Source organism: Streptomyces spinosus (assembly GCF_020400655.1).
GTDB lineage: Bacteria > Actinomycetota > Actinomycetes > Streptomycetales > Streptomycetaceae > Streptomyces > Streptomyces argyrophylli.
This window is the reverse complement of the sequence record NZ_JAINRC010000001.1, coordinates 729,085-753,765: the sequence shown is the minus strand read 5'-3', so window position 1 is coordinate 753,765 and position 24,681 is coordinate 729,085. Positions and strand designations below refer to the sequence as shown.

16 protein-coding genes are annotated in these 24,681 nt (G+C 73.1%); 15 read left to right on the top strand and 1 reads right to left on the bottom strand.

All coding sequences use genetic code 11. The features are described from left to right. The first annotated feature begins 24 nt into the window (after positions 1–24). The 14 genes from LG395_RS03110 to LG395_RS03045 all read left to right on the top strand — a co-directional run bounded on the left by LG395_RS03110 (position 25) and on the right by LG395_RS03045 (position 21,198). Positions 25–2,445, top strand: a complete 2,421-nt coding sequence (locus LG395_RS03110) for a non-ribosomal peptide synthetase (protein WP_225808349.1) — start codon at positions 25–27, stop codon at positions 2,443–2,445. 55 nt (positions 2,446–2,500) lie between these two features. Beyond that, positions 2,501–7,258, top strand: coding sequence for an excinuclease ABC subunit UvrA (locus tag LG395_RS03105; protein ID WP_225808348.1), 4,758 nt, complete (start codon positions 2,501–2,503; stop codon positions 7,256–7,258). Beyond that, positions 7,255–8,226 carry a hypothetical protein gene (locus tag LG395_RS03100; RefSeq protein WP_225808347.1) on the top strand — a complete coding sequence of 324 codons (972 nt, stop codon included), beginning with the start codon at positions 7,255–7,257 and terminating at the stop codon, positions 8,224–8,226. The genes LG395_RS03105 and LG395_RS03100 overlap by 4 nt, the downstream gene beginning before the upstream one ends. A 195-nt stretch (positions 8,227–8,421) precedes the next feature. Then, entirely contained in the window at positions 8,422–12,348 is a 3,927-nt protein-coding gene (locus tag LG395_RS03095) for a non-ribosomal peptide synthetase (protein WP_225808346.1), read from the top strand. 15 nt (positions 12,349–12,363) lie between these two features. Then, on the top strand, positions 12,364–13,206 hold the full coding sequence (locus LG395_RS03090) for a DUF6202 family protein (protein WP_225808345.1): 843 nt from the start codon (positions 12,364–12,366) through the stop codon (positions 13,204–13,206). A 1-nt stretch (position 13,207) separates the two neighbouring features. Further along, a complete protein-coding gene (locus LG395_RS03085) occupies positions 13,208–14,032 on the top strand; it encodes an aspartyl/asparaginyl beta-hydroxylase domain-containing protein (protein WP_171152061.1) in 825 nt (274 codons plus the stop codon). Between the two features lie 58 nt (positions 14,033–14,090). Next, the gene (locus LG395_RS03080; RefSeq protein ID WP_225808344.1) at positions 14,091–15,137 is read left to right on the top strand and encodes a ketoacyl-ACP synthase III family protein; all 1,047 of its coding nucleotides are present in this window, start codon (positions 14,091–14,093) and stop codon (positions 15,135–15,137) included. Further along, positions 15,134–17,059, top strand: coding sequence for an HAD-IIIC family phosphatase (locus LG395_RS03075; protein ID WP_225808343.1), 1,926 nt, complete (start codon positions 15,134–15,136; stop codon positions 17,057–17,059). The genes LG395_RS03080 and LG395_RS03075 overlap by 4 nt, the downstream gene beginning before the upstream one ends. Further along, positions 17,052–17,312, top strand: a complete 261-nt coding sequence (locus tag LG395_RS03070; protein ID WP_225808342.1) for an acyl carrier protein — start codon at positions 17,052–17,054, stop codon at positions 17,310–17,312. The genes LG395_RS03075 and LG395_RS03070 overlap by 8 nt, the downstream gene beginning before the upstream one ends. Before the next feature lie 39 nt (positions 17,313–17,351). Continuing rightward, positions 17,352–17,783, top strand: coding sequence for a VOC family protein (locus LG395_RS03065; RefSeq protein WP_171152052.1), 432 nt, complete (start codon positions 17,352–17,354; stop codon positions 17,781–17,783). 69 nt (positions 17,784–17,852) lie between these two features. Continuing rightward, on the top strand, positions 17,853–18,695 hold the full coding sequence (ddaH, locus tag LG395_RS03060; protein WP_212768341.1) for a dimethylargininase: 843 nt from the start codon (positions 17,853–17,855) through the stop codon (positions 18,693–18,695). A 40-nt stretch (positions 18,696–18,735) separates the two neighbouring features. Further along, on the top strand, positions 18,736–19,335 hold the full coding sequence (locus LG395_RS03055) for a nitroreductase family protein (RefSeq protein WP_171152050.1): 600 nt from the start codon (positions 18,736–18,738) through the stop codon (positions 19,333–19,335). Positions 19,336–19,339: 4 nt separating this feature from the next. Then, positions 19,340–20,047, top strand: coding sequence for a 4'-phosphopantetheinyl transferase family protein (locus LG395_RS03050; protein WP_225808341.1), 708 nt, complete (start codon positions 19,340–19,342; stop codon positions 20,045–20,047). A gap of 242 nt (positions 20,048–20,289) precedes the next feature. Next, positions 20,290–21,198: a LuxR C-terminal-related transcriptional regulator gene (locus LG395_RS03045; RefSeq protein ID WP_308071205.1), complete on the top strand. Its 909-nt coding sequence runs from the start codon at positions 20,290–20,292 to the stop codon at positions 21,196–21,198. Between the two features lie 118 nt (positions 21,199–21,316). On the opposite strand, the gene LG395_RS03040 is transcribed toward LG395_RS03045, so the two are convergent. After that, on the bottom strand, positions 21,317–22,756 hold the full coding sequence (locus LG395_RS03040; protein ID WP_225808340.1) for an endo-1,4-beta-xylanase: 1,440 nt from the start codon (positions 22,754–22,756) through the stop codon (positions 21,317–21,319). 489 nt (positions 22,757–23,245) lie between these two features. Between LG395_RS03040 and LG395_RS03035 the strand changes: the two genes are divergently transcribed. Further along, on the top strand, positions 23,246–24,670 hold the full coding sequence (locus LG395_RS03035; RefSeq protein WP_225808339.1) for a non-reducing end alpha-L-arabinofuranosidase family hydrolase: 1,425 nt from the start codon (positions 23,246–23,248) through the stop codon (positions 24,668–24,670). Positions 24,671–24,681 lie beyond the last annotated feature (11 nt).

Here is a 24,681-nt window from a genome sequence, read left to right as displayed (position 1 = left end):
CACCCGTCCCGAAAGGGGAATGCAGTGTCCATCGAAGGGACTCCGGTCATGACGCCCGGCGAGGACCCGGTGGCGGTGCCCTTCCGGCTCCGTCCGCAGCTTCGGGAGCAGGCGTCGCAGACGGCCCGCCGGTACGGCGTGGGCGAACACGCCGTCCTTCTCGCGGCGCTGCTCGCCACCCGCTTCCGGCACACCCGCCGCGAACACGCCGAGGTCCGGCTGTCGCCCGACGCGCGGCGGGCCGTCCCGCTGACCGTCACCGGGGAGCTGACCTTCGCGGAGCTGCTCCGCGCGGCCGACAAGGGCCTCACCGACGGGCCCACGGCGGAGCCGGCCGACGACACGGCCTCCGGCGGGGCGGTCGAGCGGATGGTCCTCCAGTACGAGGAGGATGCCGCACCGGTCCCGGGCGGTGACCACCTGCACTGCGTGGTCCGGGCCGTCGAGCCCGAGGTCGAAGGCGCCCTGGTCTGCGGGCGACTGCCCTCCGGCTGCACCGCCGAGGAGTGGACCGCCCGCTTCCTGACCCTGCTCGCGGACGCCGTCCGGCGCCCCGGGGCCCGCGTCGACGAACTGGCGCTGCTGTCGCCGCAGCGGCAGGCCGCGCTGGCCGCCGAGGCCAACGCCTCCTTCGAGGAGTACCGCGACCTGCGCACCCTGCACGGCGCGTTCGAGGAGACGGTCCGCCGTCACCCGGAGGCCGTCGCGGTGGAGGCGGGCGGCCGGGCGACGACCTACGCCGAGCTCGACGGCCGCGCCAACCTGCTCGCCCACACGCTGGCCGCCGCCGGGATCGGCGCCGAGAGCCTCGTCGCCGTGCGGGTCGAGCGCTCCGCCGACCTGGTCGTGGCCCTGCTCGCCGTCCTCAAGCGCGGCGCCGCGTTCGTCCCGCTGGTGCCGTCGCTGCCCGCCGAGCGGGTGGCCGTCATCACCGGCGACGCGCGGGTGGCCGCCGTGATCGTGGACCCCTCCGGCACCGACCGGCTCGACGGGCTCGGCGTGCCGCTGATCCCGGTCCCCGCCGAGGGCTCCGCCCCGGCCGCGCCCGAGGCGGACGTGCCCCTGGACCAGGCGGCGTACGTCTACTACACCTCCGGCTCCACCGGCACCCCGAAGGGCGCCGTCCTCGACCACCGCTGCGCGGCGGGCCGTCTGGAGTGGCTGGGCCGCCGCTACGGCCTCCAGCCGGGCGACCGGGTCGTCCACAAGACGCCGCTCATCTTCGACGTGGCGATCTGGGAGATCTTCGGCCCGCTCGCCGCCGGCGCGACCGTCCTCATGGCCGACCCGGGCGCCGAGTCCGACGTGGTGCACCTGAGCCGGCTGCTGTCCACCGAGCGGACCGTCTTCGCGCACTTCGTCCCCTCGATGCTCAACGCCTACCTCAACCTCGCCCCCGAGGTGGACTGCCCCGACCTGCGCTGGGTGCAGCTCTCCGGCGAGGCGGCCGGCACGCGTCTCCTCGAACGGTTCGCCGAGCGGTTCGAGGCGGAGCTGCACAACCTCTACGGCCAGACCGAGACCTCCGAGGTGGCCGGCTGGGAGGGCCGTTCGTACGACGGCACCGGCGGGCTGCCCATCGGCCGCCGGCTCGGCATCTACCGCCTGTTCGTCCTGGACGAGGCGCTGCGTCCGATGCCGCCCGGCGTCCCCGGCGAGCTGTGCGTCTCCGGCACCGGCGGCCTGGCCCGCGGCTACCTCGGCCGGCCCGGGCTGACCGCCGAGCGGTTCGTCCCGCACCCCTACCCGGTGGCGGACGGCGAACGGCTCTACCGCACCGGCGACCTGGTGACCGTCGACGCCGACGGCCTCGTGCAGTACCTCGGCCGCGTCGACAACCAGGTCAAGATCCGTGGCTGCCGGGTCGAGACCGGCGAGGTCGAGGCGGTGCTCGCCGGCCACGACGCCGTCCGCGAGTGCGCCGTCACCGTCTTCCGGGACGAGTCGGACGACAACCAGCTCGCCGCGTACGTCGTCACCGGCGACGAAACCGTCGAGGAGCTGGCCGCCTACGCCGAGGAGCGGCTGCCCGGCTTCATGCTCCCCGCCGTCTACGTCCGTCTCGACGCGCTGCCGCACACCCCGTCCGGCAAGCTCGACCGGCTGCGGCTGCCCGCCCCCTCCCTCGACGACCGGCAGGCCCGCGCCGGGGACGACGCGCCGCACAGTCCCCTGGAGGAGCAGGTCGCCGAGTTGTGGCGGGAGGTGCTCGGCGTCGAACGGATCGGCCGCACCGACAACTTCTTCGCCGTCGGCGGCAATTCGCTGAAGTCGCTGCAACTCCTCAACCGCGTCAACGCGACCTTCGGCGTGCAGGTCTCCGTGCGGGACTTCTTCGCCCTGCCGACGGTCGAGGGCATCGCCGGAGGCGTCGAACGGGCCCTGACCGAACTGGTCGCCGGGCTCTCCGACGAAGAGGCCGCTATGCTGCTCGGCACGCTCTGAGCGGCTCGGCCCGCGAACGAGGAGCGGCGGACAGGACGGCCGGGAGGGCTTGGTCTTGAGTGCACACGGGCCCGGGGTCCGCATCGAGGGCGCCACGGAGAACAACCTCCGCGACATCGACGTGACCCTGTCCGAGGGCGTCACCGCGGTCGTCGGCGCCTCCGGGTCCGGCAAGTCCTCCCTCGTCTTCGACACGCTCCACCGGGAGGCCAGACACCGCTTCCTGGCCACCCTCGCGGGTGCCCCGGCCGCCGCCGCGGCCCGGGCGGCCCGCGTCCGCGCCGTCCACGGGCTGCGGCCGGCCGTCGCCGTCGGCCAGAACGTCCTCAACCGCAACCCCCGCTCCACCGTCGCCACCGCCGCCGGCGTCCACCCCTTCCTGCGGGTGCTGTTCGCCCGGTTCGCCGTGCTGCGCTGCCCGTGCTGCGCGGAGGTCACCGAGACGGTGACGGCCGAGGAACAGCTCTCCTTACTCCGGGCCACCGCCGCGTCGGGACCCGTCGAGGTGGTCGCCCCGCTCACGCGCGGCGCCCTCGGCACCCACACCCGCCTGCTGGCCGGGCTGCGCGAGCGGTACGGGCCCGGGGAGGTCACCGTCGACGGCCGGCCCTGGTCCGGCGACCCGCTCGACCCCGGCCGGCCCCACGACATCGCCGTCCGGGTCGGCTCCCTCAGCGCCGCCGACGACGCCCGGGCCGCCCGGCGGCTCCTGGACGAGGTCGCCGCGCTCGGCTGCGTCCAGGTCTCCTTCCGTACGGCGGCCGGGACGCGGACGCTGTCCCGGGCCCGGCTCTGCGCCTCCTGCGGGGCGCCGCTGCCCTCGGTCCGGCCGCAGGACTTCCGGGCCGGCGGCCCGGACACCGAGGCGTACGAACTGGCCGGCCTGACCCTGCCCGCACTGCTCCGGCTCGATGTCGACCGGGCCCGGCAGGCGCTGGCCGGCGCAGCCCTCCCCGCCCACGCGGGCACCGCCCTGCGGCACGTCCTGCGCCGCCTCGACGCACTCGTCTCCCTCGGCCTCGGCTACCTCGCGCTCGACCGCTCCTCGCCCACCCTCTCGCGCGGCGAGGCCCAGCGCCTGCGCATCGCCGTCCTCCTCGCCAACGACGTCGAGGACCTCCTCCACATCCTGGACGAACCCACCATCGGCCTCGGCGCCGCCCAGGTCGCCCGCCTGATGGACGAACTGGGCAAACTCCCCGGCCCGGTCGTCCTGGTGGAACACGACCGCACCGCCGTCGCCTCCTGCGACCACGTCGTGGAGATCGGCCCCGCGGCCGGCTCCGGCGGCGGCCGCGTCGTCTTCGAGGGCACACCGGCCGACCTCTGGCGCGCGGACACGGTCTCGGGCCGCTGGTTCTCGGGCCGCGAGCGCCTGACGGCACCCCAGGCGGCCGGGACCGGCACCCGGTGGCTCACCGTCCGCGACGCCCGCCACCACAATCTCGCCGGGTTCGACTGCGCCTTCCCGGTCGGCTCCCTGACCGTCGTCACCGGGCCCTCCGGTGCCGGGAAGACCACCCTCGTACGGGACGTGCTCGTCGCCTCCCTTGAGGCGGGGGAGCCACGCGGGTGCGCCGCCCTGGAAGGGGAGGCGATCGTCCCGCTCACCGTCGACCAGTCGCCCATCGGGGTCAACCCCCGCTCCAACCCGGCCACGTACACCGGGCTCGCGGACCGCGTGCGGGCCGTGCTCGCCGACGTGACCGGGCTGGCCGCCGGCACGTTCTCGTTCAACCGCTCCGAGGGCGCCTGCCCCGCCTGTGCCGGTATGGGATCCGTCGAGGTCAAACTGCGCTTCCTGCCCTCCGAATGGGTGCTGTGCGAGGCGTGCGCGGGACGCCGCTTCAGCGCCGAGGCGCTCGCCGTGCGCGCCGCGCTGCCCGACGGGAACACCTACTCCGTGGACGAGATCCACGACCTCAGCGTGCGCGACGCCCTGCCGCTCTTCGGCCACGACGCCCGCGCCCGCCGCATCATCCAGGCCCTGCTCGACGTGGGCCTCGGCTACCTGCGGCTCGGGCAGCCCTCGCCCACCCTCTCCGGCGGCGAGGCCCAGCGCGTCAAGCTGGCCAAGCAGATCGCCGCCACCCGCCCCGCGCAGCTGGTCTACCTGGACGAGCCGACCACGGGACTCCACCCGGCCGACGTGCCCCGGCTCGCCGCCCTGCTGCGCCGTCTCACCGACCGCGGCTGCACCGTCGTCGTCGTGGAGCACAACCGCGACATCGCGGCGATGGCCGACTGGTCGGTCCGGATCGGCCCGGGCAGCGGCCCGGACGGCGGTCGGCTGCTGCACGCGGGACCGCCCGAGCCGCCCGGCGCCCCGCCGGTCCGCCCGCCGGCCACCCCGGCCCGCCGCCCGCGCCCCGCCCGCAGCGCCGTGGAGATCCGCGGCGCCCGCGCCAACAACCTCCGTGACGTCTCGGTGGACATCCCCAAGGGCGCGATGACCGCCGTCGTCGGCGTCTCCGGTTCCGGCAAGTCGTCCCTCGTCCGCGACGTCCTCGAAGCGGAGGCCACGCGCAGGCTGCTGGAGTCGCTCTCCCTCTACGAGCGCCAGTCGGTGCGTGAGGGCCCGGAGGCCGGGGCCGCCTCCCTCACCGGGCTCGGCCCCACCCTCGCCGTCGGCGCCGACGGCCGGGCGCCGGGCCTGCGCAGCACCGTCGGCTCCACCACCGACCTCAGCCCGCACCTCGGCGTGCTCCTCGCCTACGCGGGCGTCCGCCGCTGTCCCGACTGCGGCGGTGAGCAACGGCGTTCGGGGCACCGGCCGGCCAGCCCCTGGACCTGCGCGGACTGCGGGCACCCCGGCCCGCCGGCCGAACCGACGGACTTCTCGCCCCTGCGCTACGAGGCGGCCTGCCTGCGCTGCCACGGCATGGGAACGATCGCCGTGCCCCGCGTCGAGCGCCTGATCCACCGGCCCGAACGGGCGCTGTGCGACGGCGCGATGTACTCCCCGGGCTTCTATCCCCGCTCGTACCTCTCCAAGCCCGCCAACGGCGGCTACTGGATGCTCCTCGCCCTCGGCGAGCGGTACGGCTTCGACCCCGATCGCACACCGTGGCGGGAGATGAGCCGGCAGGCCCAGGAGGCGTTCCTGTTCGGCGAGGAGGAGGTCACCCTCTCGTCCGAGGCCCGGGTCACCCCCTCCGCCACGGTCGTCTGGCGCGGCGTCTTCCGCATCATGGACGGCTGGGACGTCGGCGGCCTCTACACCGAGCGGGTGCCCTGCTCCTCCTGCGCGGGCGGCCGGCTGCGCCCGGAGTTCCTCGACCGGCGGGTGGCCGGGATGAACCGCTACGACCTGCACCACCAGCCGGTCGACGCCGTACGCGACGCGCTCGCCGGGCTGCGGCTCCCGGACGGCGCGCCGGGCTGGGCGGTCCGCTCGCACGCCGTCGTCCTGCGCCGCCTCGGCTTCCTCGGCCGCGTCGGCATCGGCCACCTCCACCTGGACCGGATGGCCAACACGCTCTCCGCCGGAGAACTCCAGCGGGTCCGGCTGACCGCGCTCCTCGGCGCCGAGCTCACCGGCATGACCGTCCTGCTGGACGAGCCCTCGCGCGGTCTGCACCCGCGTGAGGTCGACGAGCTCGGCGCGGTCCTGGAGGAGCTGCGCGACCACGGCAACACGGTGATCCTGGTCGACCACGACACGCGCCTGGTCGCCCGGGCCGACCACCGGATCGTGATGGGACCCGGGGCCGGCCGGCACGGCGGCACCGTCGTCGCGGCCGGCAGCGCGGACCGGGTGCGCGAGGACCCCCGGGCGCGCCCCCTCCTGGAGCGCCCGCTGCCCGCACGCGCCGCCGGGCCGCGTCGCGAGCCCACCGGCTGGATGACCGTCCGCAAACCCGCCGAGAACAACCTCGACGGCCAGGACGTCCGCATCCCGCTCGGCGTCCTCACCGGTGTCTGCGGGGTCTCCGGCTCCGGCAAGTCGACGCTGGCCCTCGGCATCGTGGCCCGCGCGCTCGCCCCCAGGAAGCTGACCACCTCGGCCGCCGCCACACCCGTCGCGCCCGGTGCGCACGAGGGCATCGACGGTGCCCCGAAGCAGGTCCGGCACACCGACCAGAGCAGCGTCGGGATCACCTCGCCCGGCGCCTTCCTGAAGGTGCTCGGCCCGCTGCGGGAGGCGTACGCCGACTCCGCCCCGGCCCGGGAACGCGGCCTGGCCCCGGCCGACCTCCAGCCCCGCTGCGACGGCTGCAAGGGGAAGGGCACCGTGGCCGAGGACATGGGCTTCATGCCGACCGTCCACCGGCCCTGCGACGCCTGCGGCGCGACCGGTTACCGTGCCGAGGCGCGCGAACTCTCCGTGCGCGGCCACAGCCTGCCCGAACTGGAGCGGCTGAGCATCGAGGAGGTGCTCGGGCTGTGGCCGGACGCGGAGGCGGTCGCCGCCCCGCTGCGCGGCGCCGTGGAGCTGGGCCTCGGCTATCTGACTCTCGGCCAGGGCCCCGGCACCCTCTCCGGCGGCGAGCGCCAGCGGCTCAAGCTGGTGCGCGAGATCACCGGCGCGACCGGCCGCCCCGCCCTGCACATCCTGGACGAGCCCACCACCGGACTCCACGACGCCGATGTGGAACTCCTGGTGGAGGCCCTCGACGGACTGGTGGCCCGCGGCCACGGCGTCCTCGTCGTCGACCACGACCCCCGGCTCCTCGCCTGCTGCGACCGGCTGCTCGAACTGGGCCCCGGCGGCGGGCCGGACGGCGGCGTGGTCGTCGCCGAGGGCACCCCCGAGGAAGTGGCCGCCGGGGACACGCCCACCGCCCCGTACCTGCGTGAGGTGCTGTCATGACCAAAGGCGCGTGGCCGCTGCTGTGCGACGCCTCCCCGGCGCTGCGCTGCCGCGTCCTGACCGAGCTGCTCGACGTGGCGGACGACGACCCCGAGCTGGCCGACCTGCTGCCGCGCCGCGCGGAGGACCCGCAGGCACGCGCCTTGCTGGCGGAGGAGCCCGACGGACTCCAGCCGCTGGCCCACCTCCTCGGCCGCCTCGGCCGGCTCGGCTTCGACCGGGGCCACCCCCGGGTGGCGGAGCTGGTCGAGCGGGTCTTCGCCCGGCAGCGCGCCGACGGCTCCTTCCCGCTGGCGGAGTTCCGCACCGACGACCGCTACACGATGATCCCGCTCCAGGTGTCCGTACCGCTGCGGGGCCTCGGCGCCGTCGGCGCCGCGACCGACCCCCGGGCCGAACGCGCCTACGAGTGGCTGCTCGCCCAGCGCGCCGAGGACGGCTCGTGGCCCACGGGCCTCGTCGCCGGCCAGCCCGGCAGCGTCCCCGGCTACCGGAAGCTGCCCGGCTCGCCCGGCTGCCGCGCCAACACCGAGGCCGCCCTGGCCGCCCTCGTCCACCACCCCGGGCGCGCCCGCTCCGAACCGGCCCGCCGCGCCGCCGACCTGCTGCTGCGCCGCGAGACCCGCGACGAATGGGCGCTGGGCACCGAGATCGCCCGGCTCCACGGCCGGGAGCGCGCCACGGGCTTCATCTCCCTGCACTCCCGCTTCGACCTCGCCTTCGTCCTGGACCTGGTCTCCCGTACGGGCGTCTGCGCACGAGACCCCCGGGTCGCCGGCCTGACGGCCTTCCTGGAGGGGCTGCGCGGCCCCGCCGGACTCTGGGAGCACCCGGCCCACCCGGAACTGAGCCGCTGGCTCACCCTCGACCTCCTCGCCGGCCTGCGCCGGCTCGAGGACGGCGAGTGGACCGGTGAGGGGCCGCGGCTGCGCTTCCGCGTCGACGACGTCCCCGTGAAACACCACTGATTCCGCCGCCGACGCCGTAGCGCCCCCTGTCCGCGCTGTTCGACTGAAAAGCTTGGCCAGTCGAATTAGACCGGGGATCGGATAGCTTCTTTCTCGTCTTCCAGAAGTGCTTCCGTTTCCTGTGTGGGGTGTGGACAGGTGAGTCAGCTCAGTGCCGGACAAGCGCAGCTTCTCGAAATGCTCCGCAATCGGAAAGTGGAAAAGGCCGAGGTCTCGATTCCGAAGGTGGAGCAGGGGGCCAGAGTTCCGCTGCTTCCTGCACAGGCTCGTATCTGGTACTTCACCAGGCGTTTTCCGCAGAGCACGGAATACAACCTCTTCGACGCCGTCACCCTCGCGAAGGCTCCCGACCGGGAACGGCTGACCGCAGCCGTCCGGACACTGACCGAGCGTCACGACGCGCTGCGGCTGCGGATCGTGGAGGTGGACGGCGAGCCCGTACAGGAGGACTGCGGCGTCCCCGCGCCGCCGGTGCTCTGGCACGACCTGCGCGACCTCGGCCAGGAGGCCGCCGAGGCCCGGGCCGCCGCGATCGTCCAGGAGGCGGCGGCGCGTCCGCTGCACACCGACGAGGCGCCGATGTTCCGCGTCCTCGCGCTGCTCCTGCCCGACGGCCGGGCCGTGCTCGCCCTCGGCTTCCACCACGTGATCATCGACCACTGGTCGGTCGGCCAGGTCATGGGCGAGCTGACCCGCCTGCTGGCCGGCCACGAGCTGCCGCCCGCCCACGGCGTCGGCTACCTCGACTACGCCGCCGCCCAGGCCCGGAACCTCGACCCGGCCCGCGAGGTACGCGAACTGGCGTACTGGAAGGAGCGGCTCGGCGGCGAGCTGCCCGTGCTCGACCTGCCCAAGGACCGGCCCCGGCCGGCCACCGAGACGCGCGGCGGCGAGCTGGTCGGCTTCCACGTCGAGGCGCCGCTCGCCGACCGGGTGCGCCGCTTCGCCGCCGCCGAGAACACCTCGATGTTCGTCGTCCTGCTCGCGGCCTACCAGACCTTCCTCTCCCGGCTCACCGGCCAGAGCGACATCGTCGTCGGCTCACCGCTCGCCGGGCGCGACGACGAGACCGCCGAGAAGATCGTCGGCTGCTTCGTCAAGCCGGTCGCGCTCCGCGGCGACCTGTCGGCGGCGCCGGCCTTCCGCACGCTGGTCCAGCAGACGCAGCGGACCGTGCTGGAGGCCCAGGACCACCAGATGGTGCCGTTCGAGCGGGTCGTCGCCGAGCTGGGCGTCGTGCGCACCCCCGGCGTCAACCCCGTCTTCCAGACCATCTTCGGCTTCCAGGACGGCGTCATGGTCGACGCCGACGCCGGCGGCGGCTCCCTCGTGTCGCTCGACACCAAGTCGGCCCGCACCGACCTGTCGTTGTCCGTCACCGACGAGGGCGGACGCCTGCGTGGCCTGCTGGAGTACTCCTGCGACCTGTTCCACCGCTCGACGGTCGAGCGGTTCGGGCAGATGTACCTCGACCTGCTCGACGCCCTCCTCGACGCACCCGGCACCTCCGTCGCCGACGCCCCGCTGCTCACCGAGGACGGCCGCCGCCACATCCTGCACGGCCTCAACCCGTACGCGAAGCCGGACATCGCGTACCGGACGCTGGCCGAGCCCTTCGAGGAGCAGGTCCTGCGCACCCCCGACGCCGTCGCCCTCATCGGCGAGGAGGGCGAGGTCACCTACGCGGAGCTGAACGCGCGCGCCAACCGCCTCGCCCACCACCTGCGGGACCGGGGCGTACGGCCCGGCGGCAAGGTCGCCGTCTGCATGGACCGCGGCTTCGCCATGGTGATCGCGCTGTACGCCGTCGCCAAGACCGGCGCCGCCTACGTGCCGATGGATCCCGAACTGCCCGACGGCCGCATGGGGTTCATGCTCGCCGACACGGAACCCCAGCTGGTCCTCGCCGACGAACCCGGCGCCGGGCAGCTCCCGGAGGGGCCCTGGCCCGTGCTGCGCCTCACCGGCGAGGAGCGCCCCTGGGAGGAGTGCCCGAGCGGCAACCTCACGGTGTCGACCCGGCCCGACGCGCCGGCCTTCCTGCTCTACACCTCGGGCTCGACCGGCCGCCCCAAGGCCGTGGCCTACCCCGTCGACGGCGCCCTCGCCAACATCTTCTGGCTCCAGCGCCACTACCCCTTCGGCCCCGGCGACGCCAACATCCTCAAGACCTCGTACGGCTTCGACGTCTCCACGTGGGAGCTGTACTGGCCGCTGTACTACGGCGCCCGCCTCGTCGTCGCCCGCCCCGGCGGCCACCGCGACCCCGAGCACCTGCTCGACCTGACCGAGCGGTACCAGGTCACCACCCTCTTCTTCGTCCCCACGATGATGGAGGTCTTCCTGGCGGCCGCCCCGCCCGGCAGCTGCCGCTCCCTGCGCCGGGTCGTCATCGGCGGCGAGGAGGTCAAGCCCCGGCTGCGCGACGCCTTCCACGCCCACTTCGACGCCGACCTCGTCAACTGCTGCGGCCCCACGGAGGCCGGCACCGTCGTGGAGGGCGTCATCCCCCGCGAGCCCGGCGTCCCGGTCCTGCCGCTCGGCCGGCCCTGCGACAACTTCCGCGTCTACATCCTCGGCCCCGACCTGGAGGTCCTCCCGGTCGGCGTACCCGGCGAGATGTACATCGGCGGCGAGACCGGCCTCGCGCACGGCTACCACAACCGCCCCGCCATGACCGCCGAGCGCTTCCTGCCCGACCCCTTCGGCCCGGTCGGCCGGCGGATGTACCGCACCGGCGACCTGTGCCGCTACCGCGCGGACGGGGTGATCGAGCACCTGGGCCGCATCGACCGCCAGGTCAAGGTCAGGGGCCTGCGCATCGAGCTCTCCGAGATCGAGTCGGTCCTGCGCGACCACCCCGACGTCCACGCCTGCGTCGCCCTCGCCCCCGGCGTCTTCGACGGCCGCATCGCCGCCTTCGTCGTGCCCGAGCCGGGCCACGAGCCCGTCCCGCGCGAACTGGAGCGGCACGCCCGCCACCACCTGCCGACGCACATGGTGCCCGCGGCCGTCGTCACCGTCGACCGCATCCCGTACAACGTCAACGGAAAGATCGACGACAAGGCCCTGCTCGAACGGCTCGGCGGCGAGGCCGCCGGCGGTTCCACGGAGCTGGTCGCGCCCGAGGGCGAGACGGAGACCCGGCTCGCGGCCGTCTTCCGCGAGGTGCTCGGCATCGAGACGCTCAGCGTCACCGACGGCTTCTTCTCCCTCGGCGGCCACTCCCTGCTGGTCTTCAAGCTCATCGCCGCCTGCGGCCGGGAGCTGGGCGTCCGCCCGACCGTCGGCGACGTCTTCGCCGCGCCCTCCGTCCGCGAACTCGCCGTCCGCCTCGGCACCGCCCGCGAGGAGCGTCCCGGCGACGACGTGCTCGTCCCGCTCGTCCGCCCCCAGGGCCGGCCCGTCGTCCTCCTCGTGCACGGCGCCGGCGGCTCCGTCCTGCCCTTCCACGCGGTCGCCCGGGGCCTCGCCGGCCGGTACGACGTGTACGGCCTCCAGGCCGCCGAGGACCCGCGCGGTGCCACGACCATCGAGGAGATGGCGGACCGGTACGTCGCCGCCGCCGACGCCGTACGCGGCACCCGCCCGGTCTTCCTCGCCGGCTGGTCCGTCGGCGGCTGCGTCGCCCTGGAGATGGCCCGGCGGTGGCAGGAGCGCGACGTGGAGCTCGCCGGCGTCGCCCTGCTCGACTCCTGGCTGCCGCCCGCCGCGATCGCCGACCCGTCCGCCGCCGAGCAGGCACGCGCCGCCTTCACGGCCATGGACCTGCTGAAGGGCGAGGGCGACGTGACGGCCCGGCTGGCCGGGCTCTCCGAGGAGGCCGCGCACATCCCCGCCCTCCTGGAGCGGCACCGCGCCGCCTTCCTCGCCTACGCGCCCGAGCCGTACAAGGGCGAGGTGCGCCTGCTGCGGGCGGCCGACCCCTACCCCGATCCCCGGATCGCCTTCCCCGCGATCCTGCGCGGAGAGGACCACGGATGGCGGGAACGGATCTCGGGAATCTCCTTCCGCGAGATCCCCGGGAACCACTTCACCCTCGTCTCCGAGAAGAATTCGGCGGACCTCGCCGATGTCATCCACGAAATCGTCGACGAGACGCTCTCGTTCAGCGAAATCTAGGAATCTGGAGTAGTCGTGACTGATATCGAAATCAGCGCAGACGCGCGCGGCGCACTCGACGAGCGAGTCGATCTGGAGATCGCCGAGGCCGGACTGGGCCGCGCCGACAACCGCTTCTTCAGCTTCGCCCGGGGATTCGAAACGGAGGATTTCCGCGGCCCGCTCGCCGTCGCCCACCAGTGGCGGGCGATGACCAAGGCGTTCATGTTCACCACCCTGGCCGGCCTCGGCGTGACGGCCCGCGCCCTGACCGCCCAGCAGTCCCCGTCCCGGGACGTCCTGGCCGCCTTCCAGACCATCTTCCGCGTCATCGGCGACGACCTGGACAACCTCGCCCCGGTCTTCGGCGCGGTCGCCCCCAAGGGGCCCGCCGGAGCCCACTACGTGTGGTGGGAGGACTCCATCATCACGCCGCTGTCGGAGCACGTCGACGACGCCGGCCGCAAGTCCGCCGCGGAACTGCCCGAGGGCGTCGTGCGCCTCATCGAGAACATGGAGCGCTTCGCGGACTCCCCGCTCGGCGCCGCCGTCCAGCTGCGGGTCGTCGAGACGATCGCGCTGGACATCGCCGTCGCCTTCCGCCGCGTCTACGGCAAGCTGGAGGTGAACGGCGAGCGCCTCTTCCCCGAGACCGAGGACCTCGCCTGGATCGACTCGCACATCAAGGCCGAGACGATGCACGCCGCCCAGGTCAGCGACGACGAGACCGGCATGACCTTCCTCGTCACCACCAAGGCCGAGGCCCGCACCTTCGCCGAGATGACCGCCGAGTACTCCGCGAGCTGGGCCGGCGCGCTGAACGCCTTCGCCGACTCCCTCGGCCTGCCCTCCACCGTCGCCGCGACCCGGGCGGCCTGACATGCGCTCACACCGCATCGCCGCGCTCACCCTCGACGACGAGCGGCTCGCCGCCGACCTCGCCGTCTCCGAGGGCTTCGCCTACAACGACTCCTACGCCGACTTCGTCAGCACCGGCCTGCTGCGCAGCACCATGCTGTGGAACCGGAGCGGCAGCCTGGAGGAGGCCTCCCTCGGCGACTACGAGGGCTCGGCGCGGCCCACCCCCCACGGCGAGGCGCTGACCTACGTCAGCGAACTCATCGGCCGGCTCTTCCGCACCGAGTACCTCAAGTACGCGCGCTTCATGCGGCTCGCCGGCGGCAGCCTCTACGTGCCGCACCGCGACTTCCTGGAGCTCAAGGCCGACATGGTGCGGGTCCACCTCCCGCTCCAGACCGACGACAACGTCTACGCCTCCGAGGAGAACACCGTCTTCCGGATGCGCCGGGGCGAGCTGTGGTGCCTGGACGCCACCCGGACCCACTCCGTCGGCTCCTTCTCCGAGCGCGACCGCGTCCACATCGTCTGCGACTTCACCGCCGACAGCCTCCGGCAGGTCCTCGCCCTCGACGTGCCGGACGAGCCGGACATCCCGGCGGGCAACATCGCCGAGCGCCCGCCCCTCGACGACGCGGGCCGCAAGGCGCTGCTCGGCCTCGCCGACGTCGTCGACGAGCACAACTACCAGGAGATCCAGACCCTCCTGATCAAGCAGCACTTCACCACCGGCATCTCCGGCGACGACGTCTTCGCGCTGCTGAAGGAGATCGCGGCCGGCAGCGGCCGGGACGACCTGCTCAACCGCGTCACCGCCCACGAGGAGTACTGCATGGTCAGCCGGTAGCCCGACGCGTCGCACACGACGGGCCCTGGGACCGTACGACGGAAGGAGACCGCACTCCATGCGGTGGAACGGAATCTATCTCAACGCCTGCGGTGCGGTTCTGGGCCGCGGAGAGGAGACCTCGGTCGCGGTGGCCGAGGGACGGTACGACGCGGCGGAGGCGGAGGCCGACGGCTTCCTCTCCATCAGCGTGGCCGACGACGGCCCCGCCGTCGAACTCGCGGTCGAGGCCGCCGACCTCACCATGGGACGCGCCACCGTGGAGCCCGGCGACGTCGACCTCGTCGTCCACTCCAGCTGCCATCACCAGGGCCTCGACCACTTCGCCCCCGCCTCCTACGTCCAGGGCCGCACCGTCGGCGGCCGGGCCGCCGCCGTGGAGGTCAAGCAGTACTCCAACGGCGGCCTGGCCGCCCTGGAGATCGCCGCGGCCTATCTGACCGCCCGGCCGAAGAAGTCGGCCGCCCTGCTCACCACCAGCGACGTGTTCGCCCTGCCCGCCTTCGACCGCTACCGCTCCGACAAGGGCGTGGTCTTCGGTGACGGCGGCACCGCACTGGTGCTCTCCCGGCAGGGCGGCGTGGCCCGGCTGCTGTCCACCGCCGTCATCAGCGACGGCACCTACGGGGCCGTCTACCTCGGCAACAAGCCCTTCGAGGACGCCCCGGCCGACGGCGACGGACCGGTCGACCTCCGCGCCCGCCGCGACGAGTACCTGCTGGAGAACGGCGAACTCCTCCTGAAGATCGTCCAGTCGCTCACCGAACGCCAGCAGGAGAGTGTCTCCGTGGCGCTCGCCGACGCCGGGCTCACCGCCGGCGACATCGACCGCTGGGTCCTCACCAACGTCGGCCGCACCCTGGACGACGTCGACTTCCGGTCCATGTTCGGCATCGAGGACGCCAAGACCACCTGGGAGTGGGGCCGCAGGGTCGGGCACATCGGCGCCGCCGACCAGATCGCGGGACTCACCCACCTGCTGGAGACCGGCCAGGTCGTCCCCGGCGACCGGGTGGCGCTCTGCGGCATCGGCATGGGCTTCACGTACGCCTGCGCCGTCGTCGAGATCCTGGAACAGCCCCGGTGGGAGGCCGCCGCGTCATGACCGGATCGCCGCCCGCCCCGGCGTCCCTGCCCGGGGACGACCTCCTCAACCGGATCCGCGCCCTGCGCGACTCGCCCGCGGCCACCGACACGGGACTCGGGCGCGAGCTCGGCGCCGTCGCGGACCCCCTGCTGCTGCACGAGGCGGGCCGGCTGCTCAAGGGCGTCGCGGCGGCCCGGCTGACCCGCGCGCCGGCCACCCGCGCCACCACCCTGCGGGTCGCCGTCGCCGCCACCTTCACCGCCGACGACGTCGTCCCCCTGCTGCGGGCGGCGCTGCTGGCCGGCGGCGTCGACGCCGAGCTCCACCTGTGCCCCTACGACCAGCTCGGCGTCCAGCTCACCGACCCGGCCTCCGCCCTCGCCGAGTTCGCGCCCGAGGTGACGCTGTGCCTCATGGACGCCGGGGCCCTGCTGCCGCGCGACTGGGACCCGTCCGCCCTGGACGGCGTCCGCACCGCCGTACGGGACCGCGTCGACGCCCACACGGCCGCCGCCGCCGGCTTCGCCGCCCGCACCGGCTCCGCCGTCCTCCTGCACACCGTGCCACTGCCCCGCCCGGACCGGCGCAGCGTCATCAGCTTCCGGGGCGGGGCGGCCCTCGGCCGGATCTGGCGCGAGGCGAACATCGCGCTCCTCGCCGCCGGCGAGACCCGCGACGGGGTCTACACCGTCGACCTGGAGGCGCTGTTCGCCGACGAGCCCGGCCCGGTCCGCGACGAACGGCAGTACCGGTTCGGCCGGATGGCGTGGACGCCGGCCGCGCAACTGGCCTACGCCCGTGAGGCCGCCGCCTTCTGCCGGGCCGTCTCGGGCCTCGGCCGCAAGGTCCTCGTCCTCGACCTCGACAACACGCTGTGGGGCGGCGTCCTCGGCGACGACGGCCCCGCCGGCATCGAACTCGGCACGGTCTACCCCGGCGACTGCTACACCGACCTCCAGCGCCGCGCCCTGGCGCTGCGGCGCCAGGGCGTGCTCCTCGCCGTGTGCAGCAAGAACGAACGCGCCCTCGTGGAGGAGACCCTGGCCGGCCACCCGGACATGGTGCTGCGCCCGGACGACTTCGTCGCCGTCGTCGCCGACTGGCAGCGCAAGGACCTGCACGTCGCCGCCCTCGCCGAGGAACTCGCCCTGGGACTCGACGCGTTCGTCTTCGCCGACGACAGCCCCTTCGAGTGCGGCATGGTCGCCGGCTCCCTGCCCCAGGTGGACGTCGTGGCCCTGGACGGCGACCCCGCCTGCCACTCGACCAGGCTCCTCGAACCCGCCCGCTTCGCCCAGCTCGGCGTCACCGCCACCGACGCCGAACGCACCGCCCTGTACCGCGGCCGGCGCGAACGCCACCGGCTGAGCACCACGCACGAGACGGCGGAGGAGTATCTGCGGGCCCTCGGCATCCACGTCACCGTCGGTCCCGCCGACGCGTACACCCTGCCCCGGCTCGTCCAGCTCGAACAGCGCACCAACCAGTTCAACATGACCGGCCGCGCCCACGGTGAGGCCCTCACCCGGCGGCTCGCCGGCGATCCGGGGCACCTCGTGCTCGCCGTCGAGGTCACCGACCGCTTCGGCGGCGAGGGCGTGGTCGGCGGTGTCTGGCTGGACCGGGGCCCGGACCGGTGGACCGTGCGCAACCTGGTCCTCAGCTGCCGGGTCCTCGGCCGGGGCGTCGAGCGGGCCGTCCTGCAGTACGTCGCCGACACCGCCCGTGCCGCCGGGGCCGCCGTCCTGGAGGCCCGGTTCCGTCCGACCGCCCGCAACGCGCCCGCCGCGACCCTCTACCCCTCCGCCGGCCTCACCCGCGCCGAAGGACCCGCCGGCGACGACGAGACCGTCCGCCACGAGGCCCGTCTCGACCGGCTCCCCACCCTGACCCCCGACTGGATCACCCTGGTCGCCAAGGAGGCCCCGGCCCATGTCTGACACGATGACCACCCTGCGACCCCTCGTCGCCCGCGTCTCCCACCACCCCGCCGAGTCCCTCGCCCCCGACACCCGCTTCACCGCCCTCGGCAGCTGGGGCAGCCTGGCGGCGATGCGCCTGCTGGCGGCCGTCGAGCAGACGTACGGCGTGCAGCTGGACCTGCGCGCGTACATGAAGCTGGAGACGGTCGGCGAGCTGGCGTCGGAGATCTCCACCCGCCTCTCCGGAGGGGCCGAGACCCATGCGGGGTGAGCCTGCGGGCGGGGCCGGCCCCCGCGCGGGCGGCCCGCCGTGATCCTCGGTGTCGACCACGTCGGCCTCGCCACCGCCGAGCCCGCCCGGGCCGGGGAGCAGCTCGCCGCGCTCGGGATGGTCCGCACGGACCACGGGCGGGCCGATGCCTACGGAGTCGCCTGCGAGTTCTGGAACCTGCCCGGGGACCGGGCGGGTACCGCCGTCGAGCTGGTGTCGCCCACGCGCGCCGGGTCGGCGGTCGACGGCCGGCTCGCCGGGCAGGGGCCCGGCCTGTACCACCTCGCCCTCGCCGTCGACGACCTCGCCGGCGAGACCGCCCGCCTGCGCCGGAGCGGCTTCCTCGCCCTGGACGCCGAGCCGTGCCGGGGCGCCCGCCCCGGTATGAGCGTCGCGTTCCTGTACCTGCCCGAGCCCGCCGAACTCCTGGTGGAGCTGGTCCACTACGCGCCGCCCGCCCCGTCCCGCTGAAGCGGGGCGCGCACGTCCCGTTCCCGTACATCGGCCACCACCACATGGCCTTCACACCCTGGGGAGAACATGTCCTCCGACACGACCGCCGCCGCCCCCGCGAAGACCCGCGTCCAGCGCCGTCGTCATTACCTGATGTGCCGCCCCTCCCACTTCGAGGTGGTGTACGCCATCAACCCGTGGATGGACCCGGCCAAGCCGGTCGACACCGGTCTCGCCGTCCTGCAGTGGGAGCGGCTGCGCGAGCTGTACCTGGAGCTCGGCCACACCGTCGACCTGATCGACCCGCTGCCCGGTCTGCCCGACATGGTGTACGCGGCGAACGGCGCCACCGTCGTGGACGGCCGGGTGCTCGGCGCCAGCTTCCGCAACGCCGAGCGCCGCGCCGAGGGCCCCGCGTACCTGGAGTGGTTCCGGGCCAACGGCTTCACCGAGCTGCACGACCCGGCGTACGTCAACGAGGGCGAGGGCGACTTCCTCGTCACCGGCCGCTTCGTCCTGGCGGGCCACGGCTTCCGCAGCGACGCGCGCAGCCACCAGGAGGCGCAGTCCTTCTTCGGCCGTCCGGTCATCAGCCTCGAACTCGTCGACCCGCGCTACTACCACCTCGACACGGCGCTGGCCGTGCTCGACGGCGACGAGATCATGTACCACCCGGAGGCGTTCGCCCCGGGCAGCCGCGAGGTGCTGCGTTCGCTCTTCCCGGACGCCGTGGAGGTGTCGGCGGCGGACGCGGAGGTCTTCGGCCTGAACGCGGTCTCCGACGGCCTCAACGTCGTCCTCCCGGAGGCGGCCCGGATCCTCGCCGGCCGGCTGCGCGAACGCGGCTTCAACCCCATCGGCATGGACCTGTCCGAACTCCTCAAGGGCGGCGGCAGCGTCAAGTGCTGCACCCTCGAGATCCGCCACTGAGCACCCGTACCAGCCGTACCGACTCAGGAAGGTATTCCCCATGGACGTGATGACGGCGGTTATGACCCGGCGCAGCGAGCAGACCCTGCACGGCCCGGCCCCGAGCGACGGGGAGTTCGCCTATCTGCTCCGCGGCGCGAGCACCGCGCCGGACCACGGGCGGCTGCGGCCGTGGCGGTGGGTGCTGCTGCGGGAGGAGGACCGCGACGCCCTGGGGCGCTGCCTCGCGGACGAGGCGGGCGGGGACGAGGTGACGGTGGAGCGGATGCGGGCCAAGCTGCGCCGGGCGCCGCTGGTCGCCGCGCTGGTCTTCTCGCCGCGCGAGGGCCGGATACCGGAGTGGGAGCAGCTGGCCGCCGCCACGTGCATGACGCACGCGCTGATGCTGCTGCTGCACTCGCGCGGTTACGGGAGCATCTGGCGTACCGGCGCGCTGGCGCGCAGCGCGACGGCGGCCGGACTGCTCTGCCTGGAGCCGGGGGAGCGGCTGCTGGGCTCCCTGGACATCGGGACGCCCGACCCCACGGCGACGCGCCACCGCCGTCCGATGGAGGACGTCTCGGGCCTGATCACGTCCTTCGCCGACCTGCGGTCCCGCAGCGCGGCGGACCGGGTGCCGGCCGGGCACGGGGCGGCCTAGGCCGATGGGGGCGCCCGCGCCGCTGGTCCCGCGTCCCGTCGGGGAGGGGTTCTCGGACGGGGGGCTCGATCCGCCGGAGCCGGGCGGCCCGCCGCACCTGTGGCTGGTCCGCGCCGACGCCTACGCCGTGGGGCCGGACGCCGCCCGTCTGCTCGCCGGGGAGCAGACGGCGCGGCGGTCGCGGTTCACGCACGCGACGGACCGGCACCGCTACACCGTGGCCCATGTGGTGCTGCGCCGGCTGCTCGGCGCGTACCTGGGGCGGGATCCGGCCGAGGTGGCGCTCGTGCGCCTGCCGTGCGCGCGCTGCGGGCGGCCCGGTGGCCGGCCGGCGCTGCGCGGGACGGACCTGCACTTCTCGCTCTCACACAGCGGTGAGCTGGCGCTGTACGCGTTCGCCCGCGCGCCGGTCGGGGTGGACGTGGAGGCGGCGCCGCCTCCCGGCACGGCCGGCGAACTGGCGGCGATGCTGCACCCCCGGGAGCGGGCGGAGCTGGCCGCGCTGCCGCCGGCCGAGCGCACGGAGGCGTTCCTGCGGTGCTGGACGCGGAAGGAGGCGTGCCTGAAGGGGTCGGGGGCGGGCCTGACGCACGGCATCGAGGAGCCGTGGGTGGGGGGCGGCCGGGTGCCGGGAGCGGTGGCCGGATGGCGTCTCGCGGATGTGCGGATCCGCGCGGGATATCGCGCCGCGGTCGCCGTTTCCGTACGCTGATGTCCCGTGATGGGCCGCGATTTTTGGCGAGATTGGGAGGAACGTTTCTCCGGCCAAGCGATAAAATGCGCTTTCAGTTATGGTCTCACACCTGACCAGTTTCGGGCGTCGGTCGCGCTTCGGCCCTGGAAGCTGTGAAAGGCATCTGACCATCCCAGGGGGAGGAGTGGCTGTTGCTGGAAGTGCTCGGTTTGGAGCCAGATGTCGAGGCAGTGTACCGATTGCTACTGGAACGGCCCGATATGGGGGTGCTGGACATCTCCGCGCACCTGGGCCTGCCGGAGAAATCCGTCCGCCACGCGCTGGACGACCTCGCCGACCTGCACCTTCTCCGCCCGGGGGAGAGTGACGAGCAGCACCTGACGGTGAGTCCCGAGGTCGGACTGAGCGTCCTGCTCGACCGCATCGAGCTGGAACTGGGCGCGAAACAGCGCAAGTTGGAGACGGCCCGTTCCTCGGTGGCCGCACTGATCACACGGTACGGCCGGCAGCGGCACGCGCCGGAGATCATTCGGCAGCTCTTCGGCCTGGAAGCGGTGCGTCTCCGCCTCGAACAGCTCGCCGCGACCGCCCGTACGGAATGCCTCTCTTTCTTCCCCGGCGGGGCCCAGCGTCCCGACGTCATGGAATCGAGCAAACCGCTCGACCAAATGGCCCTGGAACGCGGCGTTTCCCTTCGCACCCTCTACCAGGACAGTTTCCGCAACGACCCTGGCACGCGCGAGTACGTCCACTGGCTCTCCACCCTGGGCGGCGAGACCCGCACCGTCCCCAGCCTGCCCATGCTGATGGTCCTCGTCGACCGTGAGGTCGCCCTCGTCCCGCTCGACCCCGAGAACGTCCGCAAGGGCGCCCTGGAGATCCGCAGCCGAGGCGTCGTCGAGGCCCTCCACGTCCTGTTCACCCGCTTCTGGGACGCCGGCATCCCCTGGTACGAACAGGACGGCCCCGACTCCACCGGCCTCTCCCGCCGTGAACGCGAACTGATGTACCTGTTGGCGAGCGGCCACACCGACGAGGCCATCAGCAAGAAACTCGGCGTCTCCCTCCGGACGGTCCGCCGCACCGTCTCCAACCTCATGGCCCGCCTGGAAGCCCGCAGCCGCTTCGAGGCCGGGGTCCTGGCGGCCCGCGCGGGCTGGCTCTCCTAGGGCCCCCGTTCGGATCATGCCGGGCTCGCGGGGTCCGGCCTGATCCGGACGGAAGACCCCAGGGGCACGACGTGCGCGAGGGCCGCCGCCACGAGGGCGGCGGCCCGGGCAGGCCCCGTCAGGTGCGGGTCCAGCGCTGGTTGCTGCCGTTCGAGCAGGAGTAGAGCTGGATCAGGGTGCCGTTGGCGGTGCCGCCCCCGACCGCGTCGAGGCAGAGTCCGGACTGGACGCCCACGATGGATCCGTCGGAGTTGAGGCGCCACTTCTGGTTGTCGCCGCCCCAGCAGCTGTAGATCTGCACCCGGGTGCCGTTGCCCGTGCCGCCGGCGTCCAGGCACTTGTTGCCGTAGACCTTCAGCTCACCGGCGTCGCTGAGCGTCCACTGCTGGTTGGTGGCGCCGTTGCAGTCGTAGAGCTGGACCTGCGTGCCGTCGGTGGTGGAGGCGTTGGGCACGTCCACGCAGCGACCCGAGCCGACGCCCTTGATCTGGGTTCCGCCTCCGGTGGGAGGTGGCGTGGTGGTGCCGCCGTTGAGTGCGTTGAGGACGGCGGTGTAGGCGGCCTTCTTGCTGCCGTCGCCGTTGAACAGCAGCGGCGTGTCACCCGACCGCCACGAGTCGGTGTCGCGCACGCCCCAGACGGTGATGCCCAGGCAGCGCGAGACGGCCAGGCAGTCGTTGGTCACGGCGGCGTAGGTCGAGGACGACGCGCCCTGGATGTCGAGCTCGGTGATGGCCACGTCGACGCCGAGGGCGGCGAAGTTCTGCAGCGTGGTGCGGAAGTTGCTGTTGTACGGGCTGCCGCTGTTGAAGTGCGACTGGAAGCCGACGCAGTCGATCGGCACGCCGCGCTGCTTGAAGTCGCGGACCATGTTGTACACGCCCTGGGTCTTCGCCCAGGTCCAGTTCTCGATGTTGTAGTCGTTGTAGCAGAGCTTGGCCGACGGGTCGGCGGCGCGCGCGGTGCGGAAGGCGACCTCGATCCAGTCGTTGCCGGTGCGCTGCAGGTTGGAGTCCCGCCGGCCGCCCGAACCGTCGTCCGAGAAGGCCTCGTTCACGACGTCCCACTGGGCGATCTTGCCCTTGTAGTGGCCCATCACGCCGTTGATGTGGTCGATCATCGCCTGGCGCAGCGCGCTGCCGCTGAGGCTCTGCATCCAGCCGGGCTGCTGGGAGTGCCAGGCCAGGGTGTGACCGCGTACCTGCTTGCCGTTCTGCACCGCCCAGTTGTAGACGCGGTCGGCGGCGCTGAAGTTGAACTGGCCCCGCTGCGGCTCGGTGGCGTCGATCTTCATCTCGTTCTCGGCCGTCACCATGTTGAACTCACGGCCCGCGATCGTCGTGTACGCCGAGTCGCCCAGCCTGCCCGAGGCGATGGCGGTGCCGAAGTAGCGGCCGCTCTGCGCCGCCGCGGCGCCGAGCGTGCTCTCGGCGGCGTGTGCGGTCGGTGGCGTGACCAGTGCGGTGACCACACCGAGGACGCCGGCGACCAGCGCCAGCAGCAGGCCGCGGATCTTCCGGCGGCGGACTAAGGGTTGGTGAAGGGCATACGAGCCCATGGGTGTGCCTCCGAGGTAGGAATCACGGATGGACTGCGACACAGATGCGCAGGTGCGAACCTCACCGGAACGAACGCGGTGGCGCGGGTGCTGTGGTGCGCGGATCAGGCCGGTGTCCCAGACAGGGATGATTGAGGCGGTGGCCAGGGATCGTCAATACTCCGCACAAGAAAAATTTACGATCGGCGTACGAAACTTTCGAATCGGAAGAGCTGGGCAGTGGGCCGGTGACTTCCCTGTTTTGCGCCACACTTGCACCTCATGGAGCCGATTAATGCGAACGGTTTCGCCGGTGAGGGCGATTCGTGCGAGAGGTGTTGACGCCGTTCGCCGGTTCTCTATCATTCGGGTTGCTCAAAGCTTCGACACTCGTTCGGTATAGCGAACAGACTGATTTGCTCGATCGCGCGTGGGGGGAAGTCCGGGCACATGCATGTCATGCGCCTGTCATACCGACACTCCGGCTACCCAAGGGTGAGGAAGTACTCCATGCACAGAGGACGTTTCAGCCGCAGGCACCCGTCCGCGGTGCTCGCCGCCGTGACCGCGGCCCTGGCCGCTTTGGCGGCGCTGCTCGTCGCCGCCCCGGCCCAGGCGGCTTCCAGCGGCGCCCTGCGGGGTGTTGGTTCCGGCCGGTGCCTCGACGTGCCGGGCGCCAGCCAGACCGACGGCACGTACCCGCAGTTGTACGACTGCTGGGGCGGGACCAACCAGCAGTGGACGCTGACGGACGGCAACCAGCTCACCGTGTACGGCAACAAGTGCCTCGACGTTCCGGGCCACGCCACCGCGGCCGGTACCCGGGTGCAGATCTGGACCTGTTCCGGCGGCGCCAACCAGCAGTGGCGGGTGAACTCCGACGGCACGGTCGTCGGCGTCGAGTCCGGGCTGTGCCTGGAGGCCGCGGGCGCCGGTACGGCCAACGGCACGGCGGTGCAGATCTGGACGTGCAACGGCGGCAGCAACCAGAAGTGGACCGGCCTGTCCGGGACCACCCCGCCGGACGGCACGTGCGCGCTTCCCTCGACGTACCGGTGGACGTCGACGGGCGCGCTGGCGCAGCCGGCGAACGGGTGGACCTCGGTGAAGGACTTCACCACCGTCACCTACAACGGCAAGCACCTGGTCTACGCGTCGAACGTCTCGGGATCGTCGTACGGCTCGATGATGTTCCAGCCCTTCACGAACTGGCCGGACATGGCGTCGGCGGGCCAGACCGGCATGAGCCAGGCCGCGGTGGCGCCCACGCTGTTCTACTTCGCGCCCAAGAACATCTGGGTGCTGGCGTACCAGTGGGGTGCCTGGCCCTTCATCTACCGCACCTCCAGCGACCCCACCAACCCCAACGGCTGGTCCGCTCCGCAACCGCTGTTCACCGGGAGCATCTCCGGCTCCGACACCGGCCCGATCGACCAGACCCTGATCGCCGACGGCCAGAACATGTACCTGTTCTTCGCCGGTGACAACGGCAAGATCTACCGGGCGAGCATGCCGATCGGGAACTTCCCGGGCAACTTCGGCTCGTCGTACACGACGGTCATGAGCGACACGAAGGCCAACCTCTTCGAGGCGCCGCAGGTCTACAAGGTGCAGGGCAAGGACCAGTACCTGATGATCGTCGAGGCGATGGGCGCCAACGGACGCTACTTCCGCTCCTTCACCGCCTCCAGCCTCAGCGGCTCGTGGACACCGCAGGCCGCCAGCGAGAGCAACCCCTTCGCGGGCAAGGCCAACAGCGGGGCCGGCTGGACCAACGACATCAGCCACGGTGACCTGGTCCGCAACAACCCCGACCAGACGATGACCGTCGACCCCTGCAACCTGCAGTTCCTCTACCAGGGCAAGTCCCCCACCGCGAGCGGCCCGTACGACCAGCTGCCGTGGCGACCGGGCGTGCTGACCCTGCAGCACTGAACCGGCCCGCG